Origin of the sequence: Synechococcus sp. A15-28, from assembly GCF_014280175.1 — a bacterium.
GTDB lineage: Bacteria > Cyanobacteriota > Cyanobacteriia > PCC-6307 > Cyanobiaceae > Parasynechococcus.
On record NZ_CP047931.1, the window covers coordinates 816,429 to 838,701 of the forward strand.

Annotated in this window: 24 protein-coding genes; 16 read left to right on the plus strand and 8 right to left on the minus strand. The window is 63.8% G+C overall.

Annotated elements, in window-relative coordinates; translation table 11 throughout:
- Positions 1-22 precede the first annotated feature (22 nt).
- Together SynA1528_RS04380 and SynA1528_RS04385 are read left to right on the plus strand one after the other, a co-directional pair.
- Complete coding sequence (locus tag SynA1528_RS04380) at positions 23-307, plus strand: hypothetical protein (protein WP_186587864.1); 285 nt, start codon at positions 23-25, stop codon at positions 305-307.
- Positions 307-870 (plus strand): hypothetical protein, encoded by a 564-nt coding sequence (locus tag SynA1528_RS04385; RefSeq protein WP_186587865.1) that lies wholly within the window; start codon positions 307-309, stop codon positions 868-870. The genes SynA1528_RS04380 and SynA1528_RS04385 overlap by 1 nt, the downstream gene beginning before the upstream one ends.
- Here SynA1528_RS04385 and SynA1528_RS04390 read toward each other — a convergent pair.
- Positions 842-1,609, minus strand: coding sequence for a response regulator transcription factor (locus tag SynA1528_RS04390; RefSeq protein WP_186587866.1), 768 nt, complete (start codon positions 1,607-1,609; stop codon positions 842-844). The two genes, SynA1528_RS04385 and SynA1528_RS04390, sit on opposite strands and share 29 nt — an antisense overlap.
- Before the next feature lie 77 nt (positions 1,610-1,686).
- Between SynA1528_RS04390 and SynA1528_RS04395 the strand changes: the two genes are divergently transcribed.
- Positions 1,687-1,959 (plus strand): DUF6761 family protein, encoded by a 273-nt coding sequence (locus SynA1528_RS04395; RefSeq protein ID WP_186587867.1) that lies wholly within the window; start codon positions 1,687-1,689, stop codon positions 1,957-1,959.
- Here SynA1528_RS04395 and grxD read toward each other — a convergent pair whose 3' ends face one another.
- Genes grxD through SynA1528_RS04415 form a run of 4 tightly spaced genes read right to left on the minus strand, consistent with a single transcriptional unit; the run spans position 1,960 to position 3,849 of the window.
- Complete coding sequence (grxD, locus tag SynA1528_RS04400) at positions 1,960-2,283, minus strand: Grx4 family monothiol glutaredoxin (protein WP_186587868.1); 324 nt, start codon at positions 2,281-2,283, stop codon at positions 1,960-1,962. It lies immediately after the preceding gene.
- A gap of 5 nt (positions 2,284-2,288) precedes the next feature.
- A complete protein-coding gene (locus SynA1528_RS04405) occupies positions 2,289-2,537 on the minus strand; it encodes a BolA/IbaG family iron-sulfur metabolism protein (protein ID WP_186587869.1) in 249 nt (82 codons plus the stop codon).
- 51 nt (positions 2,538-2,588) lie between these two features.
- Positions 2,589-3,119: a hypothetical protein gene (locus SynA1528_RS04410; RefSeq protein ID WP_186587870.1), complete on the minus strand. Its 531-nt coding sequence runs from the start codon at positions 3,117-3,119 to the stop codon at positions 2,589-2,591.
- A 28-nt stretch (positions 3,120-3,147) separates the two neighbouring features.
- Positions 3,148-3,849, minus strand: coding sequence for a lysophospholipid acyltransferase family protein (locus SynA1528_RS04415; RefSeq protein WP_286187901.1), 702 nt, complete (start codon positions 3,847-3,849; stop codon positions 3,148-3,150).
- A gap of 79 nt (positions 3,850-3,928) precedes the next feature.
- Here SynA1528_RS04415 and SynA1528_RS04420 point away from each other — a divergent pair, with 79 nt between their 5' ends.
- The 5 genes from SynA1528_RS04420 to SynA1528_RS04440 are packed head-to-tail and all read left to right on the plus strand — an operon-like array spanning position 3,929 to position 9,194.
- Positions 3,929-4,678: a pyridoxine 5'-phosphate synthase gene (locus tag SynA1528_RS04420; RefSeq protein ID WP_186587872.1), complete on the plus strand. Its 750-nt coding sequence runs from the start codon at positions 3,929-3,931 to the stop codon at positions 4,676-4,678.
- Positions 4,675-4,998 (plus strand): MgPME-cyclase complex family protein, encoded by a 324-nt coding sequence (locus SynA1528_RS04425; RefSeq protein WP_186587873.1) that lies wholly within the window; start codon positions 4,675-4,677, stop codon positions 4,996-4,998. Before SynA1528_RS04420 ends, SynA1528_RS04425 begins: the two co-directional genes overlap by 4 nt.
- Positions 4,995-5,306, plus strand: coding sequence for a hypothetical protein (locus SynA1528_RS04430; RefSeq protein WP_186587874.1), 312 nt, complete (start codon positions 4,995-4,997; stop codon positions 5,304-5,306). The genes SynA1528_RS04425 and SynA1528_RS04430 overlap by 4 nt, the downstream gene beginning before the upstream one ends.
- 46 nt (positions 5,307-5,352) lie before the next feature.
- Positions 5,353-5,991 (plus strand): metallophosphoesterase, encoded by a 639-nt coding sequence (locus SynA1528_RS04435; protein ID WP_286187902.1) that lies wholly within the window; start codon positions 5,353-5,355, stop codon positions 5,989-5,991.
- A complete protein-coding gene (locus tag SynA1528_RS04440) occupies positions 5,985-9,194 on the plus strand; it encodes an exodeoxyribonuclease V subunit gamma (RefSeq protein WP_186587876.1) in 3,210 nt (1,069 codons plus the stop codon). Before SynA1528_RS04435 ends, SynA1528_RS04440 begins: the two co-directional genes overlap by 7 nt.
- Before the next feature lie 131 nt (positions 9,195-9,325).
- Here SynA1528_RS04440 and SynA1528_RS04445 read toward each other — a convergent pair whose 3' ends face one another.
- Both SynA1528_RS04445 and SynA1528_RS13150 read right to left on the minus strand, forming a co-directional pair.
- Complete coding sequence (locus SynA1528_RS04445; RefSeq protein WP_186587877.1) at positions 9,326-9,769, minus strand: arsenate-mycothiol transferase ArsC; 444 nt, start codon at positions 9,767-9,769, stop codon at positions 9,326-9,328.
- 6 nt (positions 9,770-9,775) lie between these two features.
- Positions 9,776-9,958 carry a hypothetical protein gene (locus tag SynA1528_RS13150; RefSeq protein ID WP_222930194.1) on the minus strand — a complete coding sequence of 61 codons (183 nt, stop codon included), beginning with the start codon at positions 9,956-9,958 and terminating at the stop codon, positions 9,776-9,778.
- A 17-nt stretch (positions 9,959-9,975) separates the two neighbouring features.
- Between SynA1528_RS13150 and SynA1528_RS04450 the strand changes: the two genes are divergently transcribed.
- The 5 genes from SynA1528_RS04450 (at position 9,976) to SynA1528_RS04470 (ending at position 17,550) form a co-directional block, all read left to right on the plus strand.
- The gene (locus SynA1528_RS04450; RefSeq protein ID WP_186587878.1) at positions 9,976-13,527 is read left to right on the plus strand and encodes a UvrD-helicase domain-containing protein; all 3,552 of its coding nucleotides are present in this window, start codon (positions 9,976-9,978) and stop codon (positions 13,525-13,527) included.
- Positions 13,524-15,077 carry an ATP-dependent DNA helicase gene (locus tag SynA1528_RS04455; RefSeq protein ID WP_186587879.1) on the plus strand — a complete coding sequence of 518 codons (1,554 nt, stop codon included), beginning with the start codon at positions 13,524-13,526 and terminating at the stop codon, positions 15,075-15,077. The genes SynA1528_RS04450 and SynA1528_RS04455 overlap by 4 nt, the downstream gene beginning before the upstream one ends.
- Positions 15,077-15,418: a phosphomannose isomerase type II C-terminal cupin domain gene (locus tag SynA1528_RS04460; protein WP_186587880.1), complete on the plus strand. Its 342-nt coding sequence runs from the start codon at positions 15,077-15,079 to the stop codon at positions 15,416-15,418. The genes SynA1528_RS04455 and SynA1528_RS04460 overlap by 1 nt, the downstream gene beginning before the upstream one ends.
- A gap of 105 nt (positions 15,419-15,523) precedes the next feature.
- Complete coding sequence (locus SynA1528_RS04465; protein WP_186587881.1) at positions 15,524-17,290, plus strand: DEAD/DEAH box helicase; 1,767 nt, start codon at positions 15,524-15,526, stop codon at positions 17,288-17,290.
- On the plus strand, positions 17,287-17,550 hold the full coding sequence (locus tag SynA1528_RS04470; RefSeq protein ID WP_186587882.1) for a hypothetical protein: 264 nt from the start codon (positions 17,287-17,289) through the stop codon (positions 17,548-17,550). Before SynA1528_RS04465 ends, SynA1528_RS04470 begins: the two co-directional genes overlap by 4 nt.
- Here the strand turns inward: SynA1528_RS04470 and SynA1528_RS04475 are convergent, their stop codons facing one another.
- Positions 17,551-17,739, minus strand: coding sequence for a DUF8633 family putative protein (locus SynA1528_RS04475; protein ID WP_186587883.1), 189 nt, complete (start codon positions 17,737-17,739; stop codon positions 17,551-17,553).
- Positions 17,740-17,936: 197 nt separating this feature from the next.
- On the opposite strand from SynA1528_RS04475, the gene rbp reads away from it, so the two are divergent.
- The 3 genes from rbp to SynA1528_RS04490 all read left to right on the plus strand — a co-directional run bounded on the left by rbp (position 17,937) and on the right by SynA1528_RS04490 (position 22,236).
- A complete protein-coding gene (gene rbp, locus SynA1528_RS04480) occupies positions 17,937-18,227 on the plus strand; it encodes an RNA-binding regulator (RefSeq protein WP_011127788.1) in 291 nt (96 codons plus the stop codon).
- A gap of 50 nt (positions 18,228-18,277) precedes the next feature.
- Positions 18,278-20,074 (plus strand): ABC transporter ATP-binding protein, encoded by a 1,797-nt coding sequence (locus SynA1528_RS04485; RefSeq protein ID WP_186587884.1) that lies wholly within the window; start codon positions 18,278-18,280, stop codon positions 20,072-20,074.
- Positions 20,075-20,136: 62 nt separating this feature from the next.
- Positions 20,137-22,236 carry a cation:proton antiporter domain-containing protein gene (locus SynA1528_RS04490; protein ID WP_186587885.1) on the plus strand — a complete coding sequence of 700 codons (2,100 nt, stop codon included), beginning with the start codon at positions 20,137-20,139 and terminating at the stop codon, positions 22,234-22,236.
- Positions 22,237-22,273 lie beyond the last annotated feature (37 nt).

Sequence of the window (22,273 nt, forward strand, 5' to 3'; positions counted from 1 at the left end):
TTGATCATCCATAGGAGTTGGGATGTCGCCTGAGTTTCAGCCGTCGTCGGACGATTTGGCCCGCTACCTCGAGCAGAGGGGCGAGCTGACCAAGCCCTGGAACCTTCAGATGCTGCGTTTGCAAAAGCTGAAGGAGGCCAAGGACTCCATGGATCATGAGGAGTACATCGCAACCATTCAGGAGGCCCACGCCGATCTGATGCGGCTTGGAGCGTTCTGGAAGGGGCGGGAAGCGGAGGTCTTCGGTGGTGCCTACGTGCCGTCTGAGCAGCTTGAGCCCCGTCCTGGTTCCGTTGAGGACCGCTGATGGCTCCCAGTTCCGGTGTTGAACGCTTCGGCCTGTCGCCGCTGATCCGCAGCGCCTTGCTCAGCTTGTATGTGGCGCTGGTTCTACCCCTGCCGCTGTTGGCTCCAGAGGATTTGCGCTGGTGGATGGCCGCCGGCTTGTTGTTAGGGCTGATTCTTGTGCTGGGGCTGCTCAGCGAGCAGGTGGAAGCTGACGCCTCTGGCCTTCAGGTCCGCTACCCGGCCTGGATCCGTTGGCTGTTCCGTCGCGGTTGGTCCATGCCATGGCAAGACATCCGCGCCCTCGTTCCCGTTGGCACCAGCCAAGGGGGCACGGTCTATTACCTCAAAGCTGCTGATCTACGACACCAGCTGCTGCCACAGCGCATCGAACGATTCGATCGTTTTCTGGCCTTGCTCAGGGAACACACGTCTGTCTCCACAGCTGGCATCGGCCGACTGACACCTCCCTGGACCTATCAGGTGCTTCAGGGGTTGGCGATCCTGATGGTTCTGGCTGAGCTCACAGGAGCCCTTGCCATCACGCAGCACTGGGTCAACTTGCCGGAAGGTTATCCAGGCTGAAGCGATAGCCCCGCTGACGAACAGTGATGATTCCTCCGCCTTCGCCGAGGCCGGCCTGTTCGAGTTTGCGGCGCAGGGTCAACACCTGAGTGTCAACGGAGCGTGGCCCTCCGCTGAATGGAGGCCACGCCATGCGAAGCAGTTCCTGGCGGCTGCGCACCAGACCGGGGGGCATCAACAGGGCGCAGAGCAGGGCGAATTCCCGAGGACTGAGTTCCACCGGCTGGTCTCGCAAAGTGACCTGACGCAGGAGGAGGTGCACTTCCAGAGGTCCAACCGTGACCCGTTCCTGGAGGCCGTTATGGCCCCGCTTGAGCAGCGTGCGGCAGCGGGCCGCCAGCTCCTCCAGGCCAAAGGGCTTCCGCAGAACATCATCTGCACCGTCATCCAGCAACCCCACGACCGGATCAGCGCCACTGCGGGCCGTCAGCACGATGACGGGACAACGCAGCTGGTCCGCCAGTCGGAGGGCGGAACCCTGTTCGAGAATTTCGGCGCTGACCAAGAGATCTGGTGATTGTTCCTGGCAGAGCTCCAGAGCTTCAGCCGCTCTGCCGACGGCAGCGGTGAGGTGACCGTCCTGACGGAGCCGTTGCACCAGGACAGTGCGCAGGGTGGGGTGCGGCTCCACGACGAGCACGCGGGATGGCTCCTGTCCAGTGCCGGACTGGGGCAGGATCAGCGGATCAGCGCTCGGGACGCTGGGTTCAGCTGTCAGGTCGCGTGGTGTCGAGGTCACTGAATTGATCAACGCGCCACTACGCTAAGCGGAAAATTCTGTCCCGCTGGTAGCAGAGGCAGCTGTCTTCTCAGTCGATGACTTCCCTTGACGATCCGGAATCCATCCGACACTTCCAGTCCCTGTGTGATGCCTGCCAGGAGCTCACCACGCGGTATCACTCTCCCTCCGAGCTGAGGCTCTATGCCGATGGCTATCTGCACGCCCTGCGTCGCAGCGGCAGCCTGGATTCCCGTCAGCAGCTTCGACTTGAGCAACTGATCGACCGCTGGATCATGGATCCCTCGAGCTTCATCGGTCCCGATGGGGATATCAGCACGTTGTACATGCGACACCCCCAGGGGTACTGATTAGCTGGCGAGAGCGATTTCGAGCTTTTCCTTCAGTTCGCCGGAGTTGTACATCTCGATCAGGATGTCGGATCCGCCCATGAATTCCCCTTGGACATAGACCTGAGGAATCGTCGGCCAACTGGAAAATTCCTTGATCCCCTGCCGGATCTCCATGTCCGAGAGAACGTCGAAGGTTTCGAAGCTGACGCCCAGGGAATGGAGGATCTGAACCACATTGTTCGAGAAGCCGCACTGGGGCATCAACTTGTTCCCCTTCATGAACACGAAGATCGGGCTGGAGCCGATCAACGTCTCAATTCGGGTGCGGGTGGAGTCGTCCATGGAAGTCAGAGGCTGGGGGAATCGGCCGGAATGGTGGTGGACAGGGCCAGGGCATGGATCGCTTCACTGGCCAGTTCCTGTTGCAGTGCGCCGTAGACCAGCTGATGCTGGCGGATCCTGGAGAGGCCTTTGAAGGCTTCGGACACGACACTCACCTGAAGGTGGTCACCGCCACCGGTGAGGTCCTCGACGGTCACCTTGGCATCGGGAATGGAGCGCTGAATGGCGGCTTCAACGGCGTCCGGCTGAACCATGGGGATTGAGGACCTGTTGGAAATGATGCTGACAGAAGGGGTTCGCCGCTGTCAGCTGCCCGCAGGCGCGGCACCTTTGAATTCCGTGTCCACAAATCCAAGCTCCAGCAGGCTTTGGTAGGCCTTGCGGCCCTGGGGCTGCGCTGGCGTCATCAGCTTGACCACTTCCACCAGCACGGGAACGGCAACTTCCGGTTGATTCTGACGGCGGAACAGAGCAGCCAAACGCAGATCGGCTTCGGCCAGGAGTCCGAGAGCCTCGCGTCCCTTGGTGTCCATCTCGCGGGGAATGCGGGCATCAAGTCCGCGGAAGGCCCCGCTCAGATCCCGGTAGAAGGCCAGCAGCTGCTTGGACGCCTTACGAGCGTTGTCGTACTCCTGACGCGCCTTGGCGAGATCACCGGCGGCGGCGGCGGCATCCCCCCGATTGATCATGGCCTGAACAGCAGCGGGGTTGAAACCGTCGGCTTTCTGGGCCAGAACGCGATCACTGGATGCGGTCTGTTGAGCCACCACCGGCATGCCAGCCAGACCCAGGCTCGCCACCAGGGCCGTGGCCGAGAGCAAGGAACGACAACCCATGGGGCAAGAAAGTTTGTAGACGCGGACTCTAAAAGGAGTTCAAAGGCCTGCCCACTGCTGCACGGGCCGCTTGTTCAGCCGTATGTATTGCGTGAGCCAGGTACTGATTGAAACGCAATCCTGATTCCCGTCCACCCGTCGTAGGAACGGTCATCGGTTCGCCGAAGCAGAGTGCAGCCCTGCTGAACGGTCGTGGTGGTGCCTGGCTGTAGCCGAGGCCGACGGGGATCACAGGAACGGAGAGTCCCTGCTTCTGGGCCAACTGCACCAGACGCACGAGCCCCTGATGAAGACGGATCGGTTGGTCCTTGCGCTGGATCTGGCCTTCCGGGAAGACCACAAGCTGCTGGCCAGCGATGAGCAGGTCGATGGCCAGCCGCAGGGTGGTCATCGAAGGGCGCCGCTGATTCACCGGGAAACAGCCGAGCCGCTGCAGGAACCAACCCTGAAGGCCACGCATCTCGGTGGTCGTCACCATGAAGCGGCAATCCCGACCGGTGACCCGACGTCCCGCTGCCATCGGCAGCATCAGGGCATCCCAGCGGGCCCGATGGGTTGGGGCCAGCACCACAGGGCCTGAGTGGGGCAGATGCTGCGGATTCAGCACCAATCGCTCACGGAATTGAAGCTTCAGAGCGATGTCCTGGGTGACCAGCATCGCCAGTGGGGCCCAGCGAGGGTCGATGCCCACCTGCAGTGCGGATTCACGGTTCGCCAGGGCCGCTGACAACAGGCTGTGCGCGCATTTAAGCGATGCGAACCTAAAGCCAAGTCCGCCCTGCATAGGATCGGCTCAGACAGACGTTGGTATGGCCAGTCTCGGGGTCAACATCGACCACATCGCCAACATTCGCCAGGCACGCCGGACGGTGGAACCGGATCCTGTTCCCTTCGCCATGCTCGCCGAACTCGGCGGTGCCGATGGCATCACAGTTCATCTGCGGGAGGATCGCCGCCACATCCAGGACCGCGATGTGGAGCTGCTGCGGCAGACCGTGCGCTCCCGTCTGAATCTGGAGATGGCAGCAACCCAGGAGATGGTGGAGATCGCCCTGGGCGTCCAACCAGACATGGTCACTCTTGTCCCCGAAAAACGGGAAGAGGTCACCACTGAAGGAGGACTGAATGTGGCCGCTCAGTTGAGCGTGTTAACCCCGATGGTGGAACGGCTGCAGCAGCAGGGCATTCCCGTAAGCCTGTTCGTTGACCCGGAATCCAACCAGTTGGAGGCCTGTCGCAGCAGTGGAGCCCGCTGGGTTGAGCTGCACACCGGGACCTACGCCGACGCCCCCTGGCGCGACCAGCCGGCTGAGTTGGCCCGCATCACCGAGGGTGCTGCCACGGCCCGCCATCTAGGCCTTCGCGTGAACGCAGGCCATGGACTCACTTATCAGAACGTGGAACCGATTGCAGCTATTCCTGGCATGGAGGAATTGAACATCGGTCACACGATCGTGGCCCGTGCGGTTGCAGTCGGTCTGCAACAGGCCGTGCGCGAGATGAAGGCCTTGATCCAGAATCCCCGCCTGGATCCCCTGTTCGGACACGCGCTCGGATGACTGCTTACTACTTCGTTGCTGCCAGCGAGCAGTTTCTGACCGTTGAGGAACCGCTGGAAGAAGTGCTGCGGGAGCGTCGGCGCAACTACGAGGAGAACAGCAAAGCCATCGATTTCTGGTTGGTTCGCCAGCCCGCCTTTTTGGAGACCGATGAATTCAGTGCCATCAACGGACAGCTGCCCAAGCCAGCGGCTGCGGTGGTGTCCACAGATCCCACGTTCATCACCTTTTTGAAGCTGCGGTTGGAGTACGTGCTCGAGGGCCGCTTCGAAGCTCCTTCTGCATCGATTCCCGACGCCTTTGCCAGCATCGCCGCATGAACCGGCAATCACTTCCGGTGGCCCAGAGGATTGCCCTGCTGGTTCAGGCCCTCGATGGTGCTGAAAAAACGAATCAGGCGCTTGCGACCTGCGCGGATGGCGAGGCCATGGTCGACATTCTTTTGGGTGCTTCCGCAAAGCTCGGCCTCGGTCTGACCCGACGCGATCTGATGGAAACACCGCCGATTCGGGACTGGATCTGGTTCAAAAGCAACGATCCCCTGGTCACCGTGGGTGATGCAAAGCCCCGTTACCGCCGGGAATCCGTCGACGAGAAACCCCGTCGCAAATTTCTGGGTTTGTTCTGACAGCACGCGCCATGTTGATCAGACTTCCAGGGCTCAATCTTGTCTTGTGAAAGAGACACCCCTACGCCACTGGGTGATCGGTGATGTCCACGGATGCCACACCTCTCTTCTGGACCTTTTGGCGGTGCTGCCAGTCCAGGACCACCTGATTTTCTGTGGCGACGTGATCTGCCGTCGTGGCGGCATCGATGCCTGCATGCATCTGATCTGGGATCTGGTTTGTTGCGGACGGGCCACGTGGTTACGGGGCAATCACGAACAGGCGTTGATCCATTCCTTACAAGACGTTGGCGAAGGTTCGCAAACAGCTTCGACCCATCAGTGGCTGCATCGCCTCAATCAGTTGCCGCTGCTCTATCGCGCAGACGGCTGGTGTGCGACCCATGCCGGCTTCAACAGCGACGGTGAGCCGGATCTGTCGATTCGTGAGCCGTTCTGGGAGACCTACGACGGTCGCTATGGCCGCGTGGTGATCGGTCACACACCGCGGCCTGCGGTGGAGCGTCATCAGCGAATTGTCCTGATCGACACGGGAGCGGTGTACGGCGGGCTGCTCTCGGCCTACTGCCCGGAAACCGATGCGGTGGTGCAGGTGCGGGGTCAGCGCAGCCAGGATCCACGTCCAGCGGCTGCCGAGGGGGAGCGGGTGTCAGCCCTGTTGCGAGGAGACTGGACCCGTTGCTGACGCTCTACCGCAGCAACCGGGCGGAATTCCTGGCCACCTTGCTGGCCCGTCAGTTGCTGGAGGAGCGACCGGATCCCTTCGAAACGGTGGAGGTGTTGGTGAACACCTGGCCCACCAGCCGCTGGCTCGGCGAGCAGCTCGCCACAGCCAACGGCATCAGTTCGCTGGTGCGCTTTCCCTTTCCCGGCAGTCGCCTGCGCCAGCTTGTGCGACGGGTCCTCGACCTCCCCGATCATGAGGAGGATCCCTGGCGGGCCACCTCCCTGGTCTGGACGGTCCTGGAGCTGATGCCGGCTCTGTTGGAGCAGCCTGTCGCGCAGCCTCTGCGGGCCTGGCTGAAACAGCGTGATGGGGAGGCTTCGGGGCTCAGTCGGGATCGTTGGCAGCTGGCTCGAGCGATCGCCGACGCCTTCGACGACTACGCCCTTTATCGGCCAGCCACCCTGCACAGCTGGATGCGGGGCAGCCGTGCATCCACCGAAACGGACTGGCAACCGTGGCTGGCCCGGCAACTGGACGCTTCCCTGCATCGTCAACCCTTCGGACTGCAGGTGCAGACAGCGGTGGAACGGTTGTGCTCCGGAGCCGTGGATCCAGACGTGCTGCCGAAGGTGATCCGTCTGTTCGGCATCAGTGCTCTGGCCCCGGTTCAGGTGGACCTGATCCAGGCCCTCTCGGGCACCACTGAGGTTCAGGTGTACCTGCTCACGCCCTGCCGTGATCTCTGGCAGCGCTGTGGCAGCCGCCGTGAGCAGCTGGGTGAGACCTGGATCGACCCTCCCGATGGCGGTTGGTTGCAGCAGGCGCCGCGGCTGGAAGCCACCCTTGGACGGATGGGGGCTGAGTTTCAGCAGCTGCTGGAGGGCAGTGGCGACAGCCAGCTGGGGGAGCGGCGTGAAGGGGATCTGTTTGCCGATCCCGTGCGGATTGCTGAAGGGGAAGGTCGTCCCGCCACGCTGCTGGAACGGTTGCAGCAACAGCAGGTGGAACCAGGTTGCTGTGAATCCCTTGAACGAGAGCACGATGACCGCTCTCTGCTGTTCCAGGCCGCCCCCGGTCCTTTGCGGGAGGTGCAGTTGGTGCGGGATCAGGTGTTGCAGTGGCTGGCTGCGGATCCAGAACTCGAGCCTCGGGACGTCCTGGTGATGACCCCCCAGATCGACCGTTATGCCCCGCTGCTGAGCTCGGTGTTCAACGACCGTGATGCGATTGGGGTGGATCTGCCCTGGCGTCTGACCGATCGCAGCCAGCAGAGCACTCCTGGCCTGACGATGGCGATGCTGGAGTTGCTGGACCTGGCGGCAGGACGTCTGACCGCCACAGGACTGGAACGGTTGTTGGCCAATCCCGCCTTGCAGGCTCAGCAGGGGTTCAGTGGCGAGGATGCCGCAGCCCTCACCCGCATCCTGCAGCGCACGGGCTTCCGCTGGGGGTTGGATGCCCTGGAGCGGGGCGGTGATGAGACCCACAGCCTCATCTGGTCTCTGGATCGTTGGTTGCTGGGTCTGGCGCTGCCGCAACGGGATGGACTGGCGCCCGGAGGGACGGCGCCGTTTCATCAGGATCTCGATCCGCAGCGGTTGGTGCGCTGGTGGACCGTTCTGGATCGTCTGGTGCGCTGGTTGCAGCAGCTGCGACGACCACGGGCTTCATCGGCCTGGGTGGAGTTGCTGCAGGCCTTGCTGGAGGACCTCTTCGCTGATGGAGGTGATTGGAGCTGGGAGCGTCAGAGCTGGTCGGCGGCTTTGGCGGATTGGCAGCAGCGCGCAGCTGCCTGTCCGCTGGAGCTTGAGGTGGCGGTGGCTGCTGAAGTGCTGGCGGAGGCTCTGTCGGTGGACAGTGGCCGCTTCGGGCATCGCAGTGGTGCGCTCACGGTGAGTGCTCTGGAACCGATGCGGGCGATTCCCCACAAGGTGATCGTGCTGATGGGCCTCGACGACGGGGTGTTTCCTCGCATCGACCAACGGCCTGGCTTTCATCTGCTGGAGCAGCGCCGCTGGCTTGGCGATCCCTGCGGCGGTGATCAGGACCGTTATGTGCTTCTGGAGGCGCTGATGTCGGCACGGCGTCATCTGCTGATCAGTTGGTGCGGCCGCAATGAACACACCGGTGAGCCCCGGCCGGCCGCGGCGCCGGTGGAACAGTGGCTGCAGGACCTGAGCCGGCAGCTGGGGACAGAGGCCAGCGCGGGGCTGTGCATCGAGCCGGATCCCAATCCGCTTGATCGCAGCAACTTTCACGTCGCTGTGCATGGCCAGCCCCTCAGCTGTGATCGACGTCAACTGGAGGCGCGACGCTGGCTCGATCGACATCAAAGCGATGGCGCCCTCGGCGGTCTGGCCCTGCCTCTGTCGTGGAGCCCGCTGGAACCGGACGACACAGTTTACCCTCTCAGTTATGAGGAGCTGTTGCAGTGGCTGGTGGACCCGCAATCCGCCTGGCTGCGGCAGTTGGGCCTCCATCCAGGCGAGCGGGTGGATCCGGTGGAGGATCTCGAGGCCCTGGCGCTCACCAGCCTGCTGCAGGCCCAGCTGTTGAATCAGGATCTGGAGGGCCACCTGCTGGCGGCTGAGACCCCTGCGTGGCGCGACATGTTGGCCGGTCAGGGGGTGCTTCCTCCGGGCGCAGGGGCAGAGCTGGAGCAGGGAGTCCTCAACCATCGGCTCCAGGCGTTGCAGCAGCAGCTGAATGGGCTCGGAGGCTGCAGACGTGAGGGCCCCCTGCTGTTCGCCGGCGACATTCAGGTGGTGGTTCAGCCCGGTCGCTTTTCACCGCGCGGACTGATGCGGGGTTGGCTCCAGCATCTCCAGCTCTGTGCTGATGCTGCCGACTTCGGCGGCAGCGCCGTGATCGCCCGAGCGGACAGAGGTGACGAGGCCAAGACCCATGTGCGTTGGATTCGCCTCGAGCCATCTGATGCCGAAGCGCAGTTGCAGTCGCTGCAGCGCTTGGCTCAGCAAGGGCAGCATCAGTGCTGGCCGGTTCCGCCGAAGAGCGGTTGGCTGTTGATGAGCAGAGACCACAGCAAGGCCGGCAGCGGTGGGGCTGCTTTTCGGGACAGCTGGATCCGGGAGCGGCAGGACCCCCAGCAACGGCTGTGCTTCGGGGCAGATATTGAGGCGGATCTGCTGTTAAAGAGCCAGGGGTTCGAGCAGGCTTGCGCGTTGCTCTATGCGCCGATGCTGCAGGCCTTGGTGCGCTGAAGACAAGACAGGTTCGCTGCTACGACGAGCCAGCGACCTGCCCTTCAAGCAGACCCTATGGAGGTGATGCCAACTGCGCAGCCGTGGGGACCGGGTTCCCTGACCGGGTCAGGAACTCTGCACAGATTTGTTTACCCGGGGTTCAGTTCATCGAACAGCTGCTGCACCCGGTACTCAAGCTGAGCGATCGGATCGACGCCGTCCTCCTCATCGAGGTCTTTGACCGTCCAAAAGCGGATCCTGTCCTCCCAGGCGGGGAACTGCTGCTGCACCATCGGTCGATGGGCCGCCTCATCAACGGCCACCAAGACATCCGCAGCCTCCAGCTCAGCTTCCGTGACCTGTTTTGGTGCGGCGAGGCTGGCTGGATCGACGGTTACACCACGGTCCTGCAGGGCGCTGATCGCCTCAGGCGCCATCGGACCGATGTTGCCACTGCTGGGATCTACCTTCAGCCCAGCAGAGTCAACCTGCAGAGCCCCCGTCGCCTGGTTGATCTCGATCAGCTGCTGGAACAGCGCTTGCGAGAAACGACTGCGGAAGTAGTTGCCGGTGCAGAGAAACAGGACGCGCACCGAGGGTCAGCCCCTAAAACTGTTGATCAGAGCAAAGCCATACAACGCGACGATTGCGGCTCCCAACAATCCGACGGACGTGAGCTGGCGTGCCATGACGATGTGGTTCGGCACCCTTGTTGTGACCCAGCTCAAAAACAGTGTCAAATGCGTCGCCGGGTCGGTGTTGGATCGCTCGTCAATGACCATGGCCGGAGGGCTGCGCGATGCGCTTTGACCCCAATCGCTACCCCCTCGACTCTGGTCTGCGGCTGTTGGAGGCGAGCGCCGGCACCGGCAAGACCTTTGCTCTGGCGCATCTCGCTCTGCGACTGATCAGCGAGGGCGCTATCCCCCTGTCCAGTCTGCTGGTGGTGACCTTCACCGACGCGGCCGCGTCGGAGTTGCGCTCCCGCATCGGTCAGCGTCTGCAGGTTGCGCTGACGGGGCTTGAGGCTCTCGAACGCGGTGTTGCCTTGCCGGAGGCTGATCCGGTGCTGCAGCAGTGGTGGCAGCGAGCACCCCAGGGCCAGTCCCGCCGCGACTGGATCAGCCGTGTGCTGATGGCCATGGAACAACTCGATGCCGCTGAGATCACCACCATCCATGGCTTCTGCAGTCGCAGCCTGCGCAGGCTGGCGATCAGCAGCGGTGCGGCGATGCAGCAGCAGCTGGAGACCGACGCGACGGCTCTCGTGCAGGAGGTGGTTCAGGACCTTTGGCAACAGCACGTGTTGACCCTCCCCCTGCCGCAGTTGCAGGGATTGATGCTGGCGGGACTGAGCTCCGACGGTCTGTCGGCTGCGCTGGAGCGTCTCGATGGAGATCCCCAGGCTCGGTTGCAGACGGATGGGGATGACTTCGATCCCAACCAGCCTTTGGGTGCGCAGCTGGAGGTTTCGCTTCAGGCCAGCTGGAGGCGTTTCGTGAGCTGTTGGACACGCGATGGCGTGGAACTGGAGCAATGCTTCCGATCGACGGCGCTTCAGTGGAAGGCGATGGGGTGCAAACCGTCGCCTTACAGCCCTAAACCAACCACTGATCGCTGCGCTCAGGTGGATCGCTGGATCGCAGCCCAGGGCTCCACCCCGGATCTCTGCTCGATCCGGGCGCAACAGAAACTGCTGCACGACTACTTCCATCCCGGCGTCTGGTGCAGGACGGCCCGCAAATGCGGTGAGGACGAGCCATCCCTGGCGGCGCCTGAGTTGCAACGGGCCATCGCGGACCTCTGGGATGGCCCGATCGAACGGGTCTGGCGCTACGCCCTGCAACGGGGATTGCAACAGCTCCAGCGGCGGCGGCAGCGCAGCGGCACCGTCAGCTTCGCTGGTCTGCTGACGGCGATGGATCCGGGTGACGCTGAGGCCTCGTGGTTGGAGCCGTTACAGCAGCGTTACCGCGCCGTGATGGTGGATGAATTTCAGGACACCGATCCGGTGCAGTGGAGGCTGCTGCAGCGAAGTTTCGGGGGTGGGTCGCACCTGCTGTTGCTGGTGGGTGATCCCAAGCAGGCGATCTATCGCTTCCGAGGTGGCGACCTGGACACCTATCGACGGGCCCGTGGGTTGGTGAGCCGGATCGACACGCTGGAGGACAACTACCGCACCACGCCACCGCTGATGGCGGGGCTGAATGCCCTGATGGCTCCAGGCCTGCCGGAGTCGGGGTTGGAGGTTCCGGCGGTTCAGGCCCGCACGGCACGGCCAGGGGCGGTCCTCCCCGACGGGCAGCAGCCCCTGCAGCTGCTGCAGTTCGAGCAGGAGCTTCCAACCGGAAAGACCGCCATCGAGGCGGCGGTACCGCCAGCAGTTGCCGAAGTGGTGATGCAACTGCTGATGGAGCAACCGGCCTTGAGCCCAGACCAGCTCTGCATTCTGGTGAGCCGGCATGACCAGGCCGCCGATCTGCGGCGGGCCCTGGCGGAACGGGGGGTACCCACACGGCTGGTGGCGCAGGGGGATGTGCTGGACAGCGACGCTGCGCTGGTGCTGCAGCGCTTGCTGGATGCTCTGGCGGCGCCAGCGGATGATCGCCGCCTGCGGTTATTGGCCGCCTCCCCCCTGGTGGGCTGGTCGGCCGATCGACTCCGTTGTGAGGCCCAGGATCCGCAGCTCGACGCCCTGGCCCAGCGCCTGCGCCAGGCGGCGGATCAGCTGCCGAGGCTGGGGCTGCTGGGTTGCCTGTCCGGGCTGTTGGACGCGGAACGCACGGCCGGCCTGTCCGAACAGGGCCGGATGCTGGGGGATCTGCAGCAGGCCGCCCGGCTGGTGCAGGAGGAGATGCACCGCCTGGGGCTGGATCTGGCCGCTGCTGCCCTGTGGCTGCGGCGGCAAAGGCTGCATCCCCCCAGCCCCCTGCCAGCGGCCCGCGAACCCCACAGCGATCTGTCGGAGAGCGCCGTGGCGGTGGTGACGGTTCATCGCAGCAAGGGTCTGGAATTTCCAGTGGTGATCTGCCCATACATCTGGGCTGGAGCCAAGGAGGCGCGCTACGTCACCGGCCCCCTGTGGCGGGATGGTGCGGCGGGAGGTTGGCGGATTGCCTTGAATCGCGACTGGGATCTCGGCTGGATGCTCTGGCAGCGCAGCCATGCTGAACAGGTGGCGGAGGCCGAGCGTCTGGCCTATGTCGCCGTCACCCGTGCACGTTCGCAGCTGCTGCTGCTCTGGGCCCCCTGCGTGCCGCAGCAGTCGGTGCTGCAGCACTGGCTGTTTGAGGCTGATGCGGAAACGCTGCGGGATCTGCCCCTCAGCCAGCGGTCGCTGCAGCAGGAGACCGGCCAGCAGCGTTGGCGACCGCCCCAGCCTGAACAGACGTTGGCGATTGGGGCCACGCCGCAGCGGATCGATCGCAGCTGGGGGCGTTCCAGTTACTCAGCCTGGATCGCTGCTCCGGCCGCGGAAGCGGTGTTGGAGCAGGGCCGTGACCAGGATCCAGAGGCCGAGGAGGCCACCGCCGCCGGCAGTGAGGAGTGGCCGGACCAGGGGCCATTGGCAGACTTCCCCCGCGGTGCGGCGGCCGGGGATTGCCTGCACCGCATGCTCGAACAACTTCCCTTTCAGCGTTCCGCCGATTGGGGGCCTTTGATCGAGCAGGAACTGCAGCGCTCAGGACTTCCCCTGGACTGGTGCGAGGTGGTGGAGCAGGGGCTGCAGCAGGTGCTGGAAACACCGTTGGGAGGGCCTTTAGCGGCCCTCCCCCTCAACGCCTTGACGCCGGATCGGCGCCTGCATGAGCTCAGCTTCGACCTGCCGGTGCGTCATGCCTGCACGGATGACCTTGTGGAGGCGTTCCGTTTGGATCCGCAGGCTCGCTTTGGCGGTGACTACATCGAACAGCTCAGTGGCCTCCAGGTGAACTGCCGCGGTTTTCTGACCGGATCGATTGACCTGGTGTTCAGTGATGCGGCCGACCCCCAGCAGGCCCGCTGGTGGGTGGCGGACTGGAAGAGCAACTGGATCGGTGAGCGCGGTGAGTCGGGCGGCCCCAGCTGTTGCGGCCCACGCCACTACAACCAGTTGGCGATGGAGGAGCAGATGCGTCACCACCACTACCCGCTGCAGGCCCATCTGTACCTGGTGGCTCTGCACCGGCATCTGCAATGGCGCCTACCCGGATACGAGCCTGAGCGTCATCTCGGTGGATACGTCTATGTCTTCCTTCGGGGCATGCCGGGACAGGCCCCTGAGGGTGATCGCCCTGGTCGCATCGTGGAACCGGCTCCCTTGCAACGGGTTCTGGCCCTGGATCGGATGTTGCAGCAGGGGGCGGCATGAGCAGCAGTTGGTCCCCAGCCTTTGCCGCAGCGGTGCACGCCGCCCTGCTGCGCCGCTGGCCACCGGCGTCAGAAGGTGCCGAGCTGGCCCAGCTCAGCCAGGCCCTCGTGGAGGCCCTGGAGCGCGGCGAGCTGGACCTGCCGCTGACACCGGACCGGGCTGCCGTGGTTCAAGCCAGCGGCTGGCTGGACGGAGGTGATTCTCCGTTGCTCCAGCGGGGTGAGCGGATCGGTTGGCGTCGCTGGCTGGAAGCCATGGATCGTGTGGTGGAGGAGGTGCTGGAGCGACAGCCGCCGTCCTTGGCTGCCCCGCTGGAGGCCGCTGAGCCCCCGAGCACGCTCAATCCCGAGCAGCAGGCTGCAGTGCTGGCCATGGATGAGGCCGCCGTCGTGCTGCTCAGTGGAGGCCCCGGTACAGGCAAGACCAGCACCGTGGTGGAGCTGCTGCGGCGGGCAACGCAGCGCCATCCCAGCTTGCGGATCGGGCTGGCGGCACCCACAGGCAAGGCAGCGCGGCGCTTGGGGGATGCGGTGTGCCCCCGATGGAGGGAACTGCCCTGTTTCACATTGCATCGCTGGCTGGAGGCGACCGGTGATGGCTTCCGTCGCCATCGTCAGCAACCACTGGAGCTGGATCTGCTGGTGGTTGATGAGATGTCGATGGTGGATCTGGGGCTGATGAGCGCCTTGCTTGAGGCGTTACCGGATCCATGCCGATTGCTTTTGGTCGGCGATCCGGCGCAATTGCCTCCGGTCGGAAGTGGTGCTGTCTGGGAACGTCTCCAAGACTCTGATGTGCGCGAACGCCTCGGACCGGCTGCGGTTGAGTTGGTGCAGACCTATCGCAATCGCGGGGCGATGGCGGCGTTGGCGACGACCCTGCGGCAGGAGGGAATGGAGGCGTTCAGGCGTGATCTGGAGCAGCTGCCGGCAACGGCCAACGTTCAGCACCAGAGGGCCAGCCTTCGTCGGCTGCCGGCATCGGTGAAAGATGGCTGGTCCGAGCGGCATCTGCGCCTTTCCAACCTGGCCCGTGGGTTGTTGCAGCGTCCTGAGTCTGAGCTGAACGATGCAGCAACACCGTTGCTCCTGGAACTGGAGAGAGATCTGCTGCTTTGCCCCCGCCGTCGCGGACCGTGGAGCCTCGAGGACGTGCATCGAGCCCTGTTGGGCGCGGGTGGGTGGAAGGATCCGTTGCGCTGGCCCGAGGGGGTGCCGGTGATCTGCGGTGGTAACCAGCCGGAGCTGGGGCTCGCCAATGGCGATCTCGGCGTCAAGCTGGGCTCTGGGGATCAGAGCCGTGTTTTGTTCCGTGTGATGACAGCGGATGGACAGGCCCGGGTCCGTCGGTTGCATCCAGCCCGGCTGACGTTGCTGGAGCCTGCACTGGCCCTCACCATTCATCGGGCCCAGGGAAGTGAGGCCGAGCGGGTCACCGTGCTCTGGCCGCAGCTGCAGCAAGACCATGTCGCCTACGACAGTCGTCTCCTCTACACAGCAATCACGCGGGCGCGTGGCAGCCTGGAACTGATCACAGCGCTTCAGAGCTGATGCGGGTGGAGCGGCCCTGGGGCTGGTACGAGGACCTGCTGAGCGCTCCTGGCTACAAGGTGAAACGCCTGCAGATTCGCCGCGGTCAGCAGCTGTCCCTTCAGCGCCATGGCCACCGCAGTGAGAGCTGGACGGTGGTGGCTGGAGATGGCGCCGTGCTGACTGGTGAGCGCTGGGTCGAGGCGAAGGCGGGTCTGATGCTTTCCATTCCCTGCGGCGTTGTGCATCGCGCCCGAAGCACAACATCCGACCTGGTCATCCTTGAGGTCCAGCACGGCGATGATCTGCGTGAGGACGACATCGAACGACTCCAGGATGATTACGGCAGGGTGATAACTTGATGATCAACCTTTGAAGCGTAGGCAACACAACCAGAGTGCGATTTTCTGATCGCCGGGAGGTTGTGAGCCTGATTTCAGAGATCAATCAGGCCAGGGCCTACCACCATGAATGAACAGCAGCTCGGGGAGACCCCGTGCACCGTCGATCTGTCCGCATCGACACTCCCAGAGCAGGCGTCCGCAGAGGTGTTCACCACCACGATCGACAGCAACAAGCCGGAATCTGGATTTGATGGATTCGGCTTCAGTGAGGCGTTGCTGAAGACCCTGGCGGATAAGGGATACAGCGAGCCTTCACCGATTCAGAAAGCGGCCTTCCCCGAATTGATGCTGGGCCGTGACCTTGTGGGTCAGGCCCAGACCGGTACCGGAAAAACAGCCGCCTTCGCCCTCCCATTGCTCGAACGGCTCGCCAGTGGCCAGAAGACACCGCAGGCACTCGTCCTGGCCCCCACCCGAGAGTTGGCGATGCAGGTGGCCGATTCATTCAAGGCCTATTCGGCTGGGCACCCCCATCTGAAGGTGCTTGCGGTTTATGGCGGCACCGACTTCCGCTCTCAGATCAATGCCCTGCGTCGTGGCGTGGATGTTGTGGTGGGAACACCCGGCCGGGTCATGGATCACATGCGGCAGGGAACCCTGGACACCTCCGGCCTGCGCAGCCTGGTGCTCGACGAGGCCGATGAAATGCTGCGCATGGGCTTCATCGACGACGTCGAATGGATCCTTGAACAGCTGCCGCAGGAACGGCAAGTGGTGCTGTTCTCCGCGACCATGCCGCCGGAGATCCGTCGGTTGTCGAAGCGCTACCTGAAGGACCCCGCCGAAATCACGATCCGCACCAAGGATCAGGAAGGCAAACGGATTCGTCAGCGTTCGATCACCGTGCCGATGCCCCACAAGCTGGAGGCTCTCCAGCGGGTGCTTGATGCCTGCGGTGGTGAAGGGGTCATCATTTTTGCCCGCACCAAGGCGATCACGCTCACCGTGGCGGAGACGCTTGAGGCCGGCGGGCACCAGGTGGCCGTGCTCAACGGGGATGTGCCGCAGAACCAGCGGGAGCGCACGGTGGAACGCTTGCGCAGCGGATCCGTTGACATCCTTGTGGCCACCGATGTGGCGGCCCGTGGCCTGGATGTGGATCGCATCGGATTGGTGATCAACTACGACATGCCCTTCGACAGTGAGGCCTACGTCCATCGCATCGGCCGCACCGGCCGGGCCGGCCGTACGGGTGAGGCGGTGTTGTTTGTGACGCCGCGGGAGCGACGCTTCATCAACAACCTCGAGCGGGCCACCGGTCAGCCGATCGAGCCGATGGAGGTCCCTGGCAACACGGCGATCAATCAGGGTCGACTCGATCGACTGCACAAGCGCCTCAGCGAAGCTGCCCACAAAGAGCGCCCCAATGCAGAGGAGGGGGCGTTGCTGAAGGAGCTGCTGCAACGCATCGGGACGGAACTGGAGCTCAGCCCCGATCAACTGGCCTACGCCGCCCTGAGCATGGCCATCGGTCCGGAGCCTCTGCTGCGACAGCAGGGCGACGACGACTGGATTCAGAACCACCAGCGCCGCGACCGTGAGCGGGGCGATCGCCGGGAGCGTCGCTCCGATCGTCCTGCCCGTGCTTCGGAGGAGAACATGCAGCGGTACCGCGTCGAGGTCGGCCACCGTGATCGTGTCAAGCCGGGCAATCTCGTGGGCGCCATCGCCGGTGAAACCGGTCTGCAGGGCCGGGCGATTGGTCGGATTCAGATCTTTGACAACCACAGCCTTGTGGATCTGCCCAAAGGCATGCCGGACGATGTCTTCAACAGCCTGCGACGGCTTCGGGTGATGAACCGAGAGCTGCAGATCACTCAGGCATCGTGATCGCTGGCATTGCCCTTGCCCTGCTGGTCTCCTTCGCGTCTGCCCCGGCATCGGCGGACGAGGAGTCCAACACGATCCGCCGTTTCTGCATGGCTGCCTTTGAGGCAGCCATGGCCAATGCCGGCCTGGCGGCACCTGAAGGAATGGGCACGTTCACCTGTGACTGTTTTCTGGACCAGGTGTCCAAGGGTGAGGGCCTGAACGAGGCCCGCGAAACCTGCAAGACGGAGGCAGCCCAGCGCTTCCCTGTCGATTCCTGATCAGTAGACGCTCACATCGGGCGTCAGCATCTCCAGATCCATTGGGGTCTGCTCCATCAGAGCGATGAGCTCCAGTTGAATCTCCGGAAGGCTGCTGGCCATCAGAGTGTTCAGCAGAGCGCAGCGATCGCTTGCGGAGAGCTCACCGTCATCCGTCCATTGCAGTGCTCGCAGATGCAGTCCATTCATGCTGCTCCTTTTGTTGTGATCTCATGACAATGGGCTGACCGTGCGGTTTGCCGTGAACTCTTTCGGTTTCCTTCCGCTTCTTGTGTTGTTTCGTGCGACTCCCCTGTAACGTCATCACGTTCAGGCTTGACCTCCGGCTTTCTCCGAGCTTCGGGACCGGTTCATGCACTCGGGCACATCCAACGGTTCCACGCTCCATGACCATCTACATCGGCAATCTCTCGTTCCAGGCGGAGCAGGAGCATCTGTTCGATCTCTTCAGTGAATACGGCGAAGTCAAGAACTGCAGCCTGCCCCTGGATCGAGAGACCGGACGCAAGCGCGGCTTCGCGTTTGTCGAGATGGTGAACGACGAGGATGAGCAGAAAGCCATCGACGATCTCCAGGAGGTTGAGTGGATGGGTCGCATGATCCGCGTCAGCAAAGCCACGCCGCGTGAGCGTTCCGGTGGACCTCGCGGTGGCGGTGGCGGCGGTTATCGCGGTTGAGCGGTTCCGAGGGGAGTCCCCTTCAGGTTCAACGCAATGTCCCTAAGGGTGTGAACGATCGAACGATTGGCAGGACTCCCCTGCCCCTGGTGCGGCTGCTGCGACATCTGGCGCCCCAACGGCGCCTGGTGATCACGGCGGTGATCTGTTCGTTGCTCAACAAGCTCTTTGACCTGGCTCCCCCGGCCTTGATCGGCTTGGCCGTCGATGTGGTGGTGCGCGGTCAGCAGTCCCTGCTGGCTGAATCCGGCATCCAGAGTGTCTCCCAGCAGTTGTGGGTCCTGGCCCTGCTCACCTTTGTGATCTGGGCGGCGGAGTCGTTGTTCGAATATCTCTACGACGTTCTGTGGCGCAATCTGGCCCAGACCACGCAGCATCGTCTGCGGCTTGAGGCCTACGACCACCTCCAACAGCTGGAGCTGGCATTCTTCGAGCAGGACAGCAGCGGTCGCCTCATGGCGGTGCTGAACGATGACATCAACCAACTGGAACGGTTTCTCGACCGCGGGGCCAACCAGATCCTTCAACTGATCACCACAGTGCTGATCGTGGGCATCGGCATGGCGGTGGTGGCTCCTGAGGTGGCCCTGTTCGCTTATCTACCGATCCCCGTCATCCTGCTGGGGTCGTTGCGGTTTCAGCGCCAACTGGCCCCGCGTTACCGCGAGGTGCGAGCTCGCGCCGGTGATCTTGCCTCCCGTCTGGCCAACAACCTCGGCGGCATGCTCACGATCAAGAGCTTCACGGCTGAACCGTTGGAGCTGCAACGGCTTGAGGCGGAAAGCCTCGCCTATCTGGAGAGCAACGGCCGGGCGATCCGCCTGTCGGCGGCCTTCATTCCCTTGATCCGCTTCGCCATCCTCTTTGCCTTCGTGGCCATCCTGCTGGTGGGGGGCTTCCAGGCTTTGAGCGGACAGTTGGCTGTCGGTACCTACAGCGTTCTGGTGTTCATCACCCAGCGTCTGTTGTGGCCGCTGACGGCCCTCGGCCGCACGCTGGATGAGTACCAACGATCCATGGCCTCCACCCAGCGGGTGTTGGATCTGATCGATACTCCGATCACCATTCGCAGCGGCCCGTCCGCGATGGACCGACGGCTGGTGCGAGGGGAGATTCGCTTTGAGCAGGTGGATTTTGCTTACCCCGGTCGAGCGGCACTGCTGCAGGGGTTTGATCTGACGGTGCCGTCGGGTGCAACGGTCGGGATCGTTGGATCCACCGGCTCCGGCAAGAGCACGGTGGTGAAACTGCTGCTGCGTCTCTATGAGCGCCAGGGGGGGCGGATCCTGCTGGATGGCCGTCCGATCGAACAGCTCCAGCTTCAGGATCTCCGCGGTGCCATTGCCCTCGTCAGCCAGGACGTCTACCTGTTTCACGGCACGGTGGCTGAGAACATCGCCTACGGGGTTGCTGATCCCAGTCCAGCGGCCATCGAACAGGCCGCCCGTCTGGCGGAGGCCGCAGGTTTCATCGAGGCTCTGCCGGATCGCTACGACACCCTGGTCGGCGAGCGCGGCCAACGGCTCTCTGGAGGGCAGCGTCAGCGCATTGCACTGGCTCGAGCCATTCTCAAGGACGCGCCGGTGCTGGTGCTGGATGAGGCAACGGCCGCCGTTGACAACGACACCGAAGCGGCGATTCAGCGCTCCCTTGAGCAGATCACCCGTAATCGTACCACCGCGGTGATCGCCCATCGGTTGAGCACGGTGCGCCACGCCGATCGGATCGTGGTGATGGAGCAGGGCCGGATCGTGGAACAGGGACGCCACGACGACCTGCTGGCCCAGGGTGGTGTCTACGCCAATCTCTGGCGGGTGCAGGCCGGCGAACGGCTTATCGCTTCCTGAAGCAGCCGTTGAAGGGAGCGCGTGGTCTTACCATGCCGGGGTCGCCAATCGGCCCGACTGTCATGGCCATGCAGGCCTCCATCGGCCAGGTGATGCATCACCCCCTCGGCGTGTTTTCGCTGCTGGTGGCGATCAGTGCGGCAGTGCCTCCTCTCATCCGCCGGGTCGGCTTGCCTGATCTGGTGGGGCTGCTGGTTGCCGGCGTTGTCGTGGGACCGCACGCCCTCAACTGGGTGGACAGCGGCAGTGAAACCGTGCGGCTGCTCTCCGATCTGGGGGCGGTGTACCTGCTGTTCACCATGGGGTTGGAAATCGATCTGGAGGAGTTCAACCGGGTCAAACGTCGCTCCTTCATCTACGGCCTGCTGATCCTGCTGATCGGTGTGGGCACCGGCGTCAGCATCGGATTGCTGGCTGGGTTCGCCTCGGTGTCATGTCTGCTGTTGGGGGCCCTGATGGCCACCCACACACCGCTGGGCTATCCGATCGTGCGCAGTTACGGCGCCCAGAAGGATGAGTCGGTGGTGGTCAGCGTCGGCAGCACAATCTTCACCGACATCGTGGCGCTGCTGCTGCTGGCGGTGGGCCTGGGCCTCGGACAGGGGGACCTCAGCGGGGTGGGCATGGGCCTGCTGTTGTTGCGGATTGGCCTGTTCGCCGTGCTGGTGGTGGCTGGCATCCGCTGGTTGGGGCGTCGACTGGTGCTGCGGGGCATCAATGACGAAAACCGCATGGTGCTGGCGGTGCTGGTGGCGCTGTTTCTGGCGTCCCTGGGGGCCGAGCTGGCTGGAGTGGAAAAAATCGTCGGTGCCTTTCTGGCCGGCCTGGCGGTGAATTCGGTGCTGCCGGAGGGGCGGGTGAAGGAGCAGGTGATCTTTGTTGGTGGTGTGCTGTTCATCCCGATCTTCTTCATCGATCTGGGCCTGCTTCTCGATGTGGGCAGCCTTGGGGCCAGCCTCAGCAATTTCCAGTTCACCGGTCTGATGCTGGTGGGGGCCATTGGCGGCAAAGGTCTGGCGTCGTGGATCAGTGGTGCGCTGTTCGGCTACCGCCGCCCGCAGATTCTGATGATGTGGTCGTTGACCATGCCCAAGGTGGCGGCAACTCTGGCCACCGCCTTCATCGGCTTCCAGGCGGGGCTGCTCAACCAGACGGTGCTCAACGCTGTGCTGGCGGTGATGGTGGTGACGGCCACCCTGGGTCCGATCCTGACGGAGCGTTCCGTCACCCGTCTGAACGAGACGCGGCAGGGCACGCTCCCCGCCAGCTTCGGGGAGGAGGTCTCACCCCTGGAGGGGGTCAGCGAGGTGGTGCAGCGACCCCTGCGGATCGTGGTGCCGGTGGCCAACCCCAGCAACGAAAGGGGGTTGATCAACATGGCTTCGCGGTTGCTGCGCGGTTCTGCCGGTGGCGATGGTTTGTTGCTTCCCCTGGCGATGGTGAACCCAAGCCTGGAGGAGGTGCGCGGTGGTCTGAACCGTGCGGTGGCGGCGGCGCGCTCCCGGCTCAGGACGGCCGAGTCGATCGGAGCCGACCTGCAGGTGCCCACCCGCACCCTGTTGCGCCTGGATGAGGACGTGGCCGGTGGAATGAGCCGAACAGCGCTGGAGCAGGCAGCGGATCTGCTCCTGATCGGTGCCGGCCGCCAGGACCAGCTGCGGGCCTGGTTGATGGGCGACATCGTGGACGGCGTCTGCCGGACGGCCCATTGCCCTGTGGTGGTGGTGAATCTTGGCCTTACGCCCGAGGCGGCGATGAACCGGATCCTGGTGCCGATCAAGGATCTCTCCGCCAGTGCCCGTGAACAGGTGGAACTGGCGCTGCGGGTGATCAACAGTGCCCCGGCGGAACAACGCACCCGGATCACACTGCTGCATGTGCACGATCCCCGCTTCAGCGGATCGGATCGGCAGTGGATGGAGGAGCAGCTGATCCGCTGGCGGCCGGCCGGGATCTCCGCGGATCGGTTCCACATCGTGATCGTGCGGGGACCCGGCATCGATGGCTCCATCCATCGCCTCAGCCGCGATCACGATCTGGTGATCCTGCGCACCCAACGGCGTCGCGTGGCGGGCCTGCCGATACCCGGCAGTGATCGCACCAGCAAGCTGATCAGTCAGCTGCCCTGCGCGTCGATGGTGATCAGCGACCCGTTGGTCTGACGTTAAGGCAACCTCAAGGGCCGATTATCGTGACGTC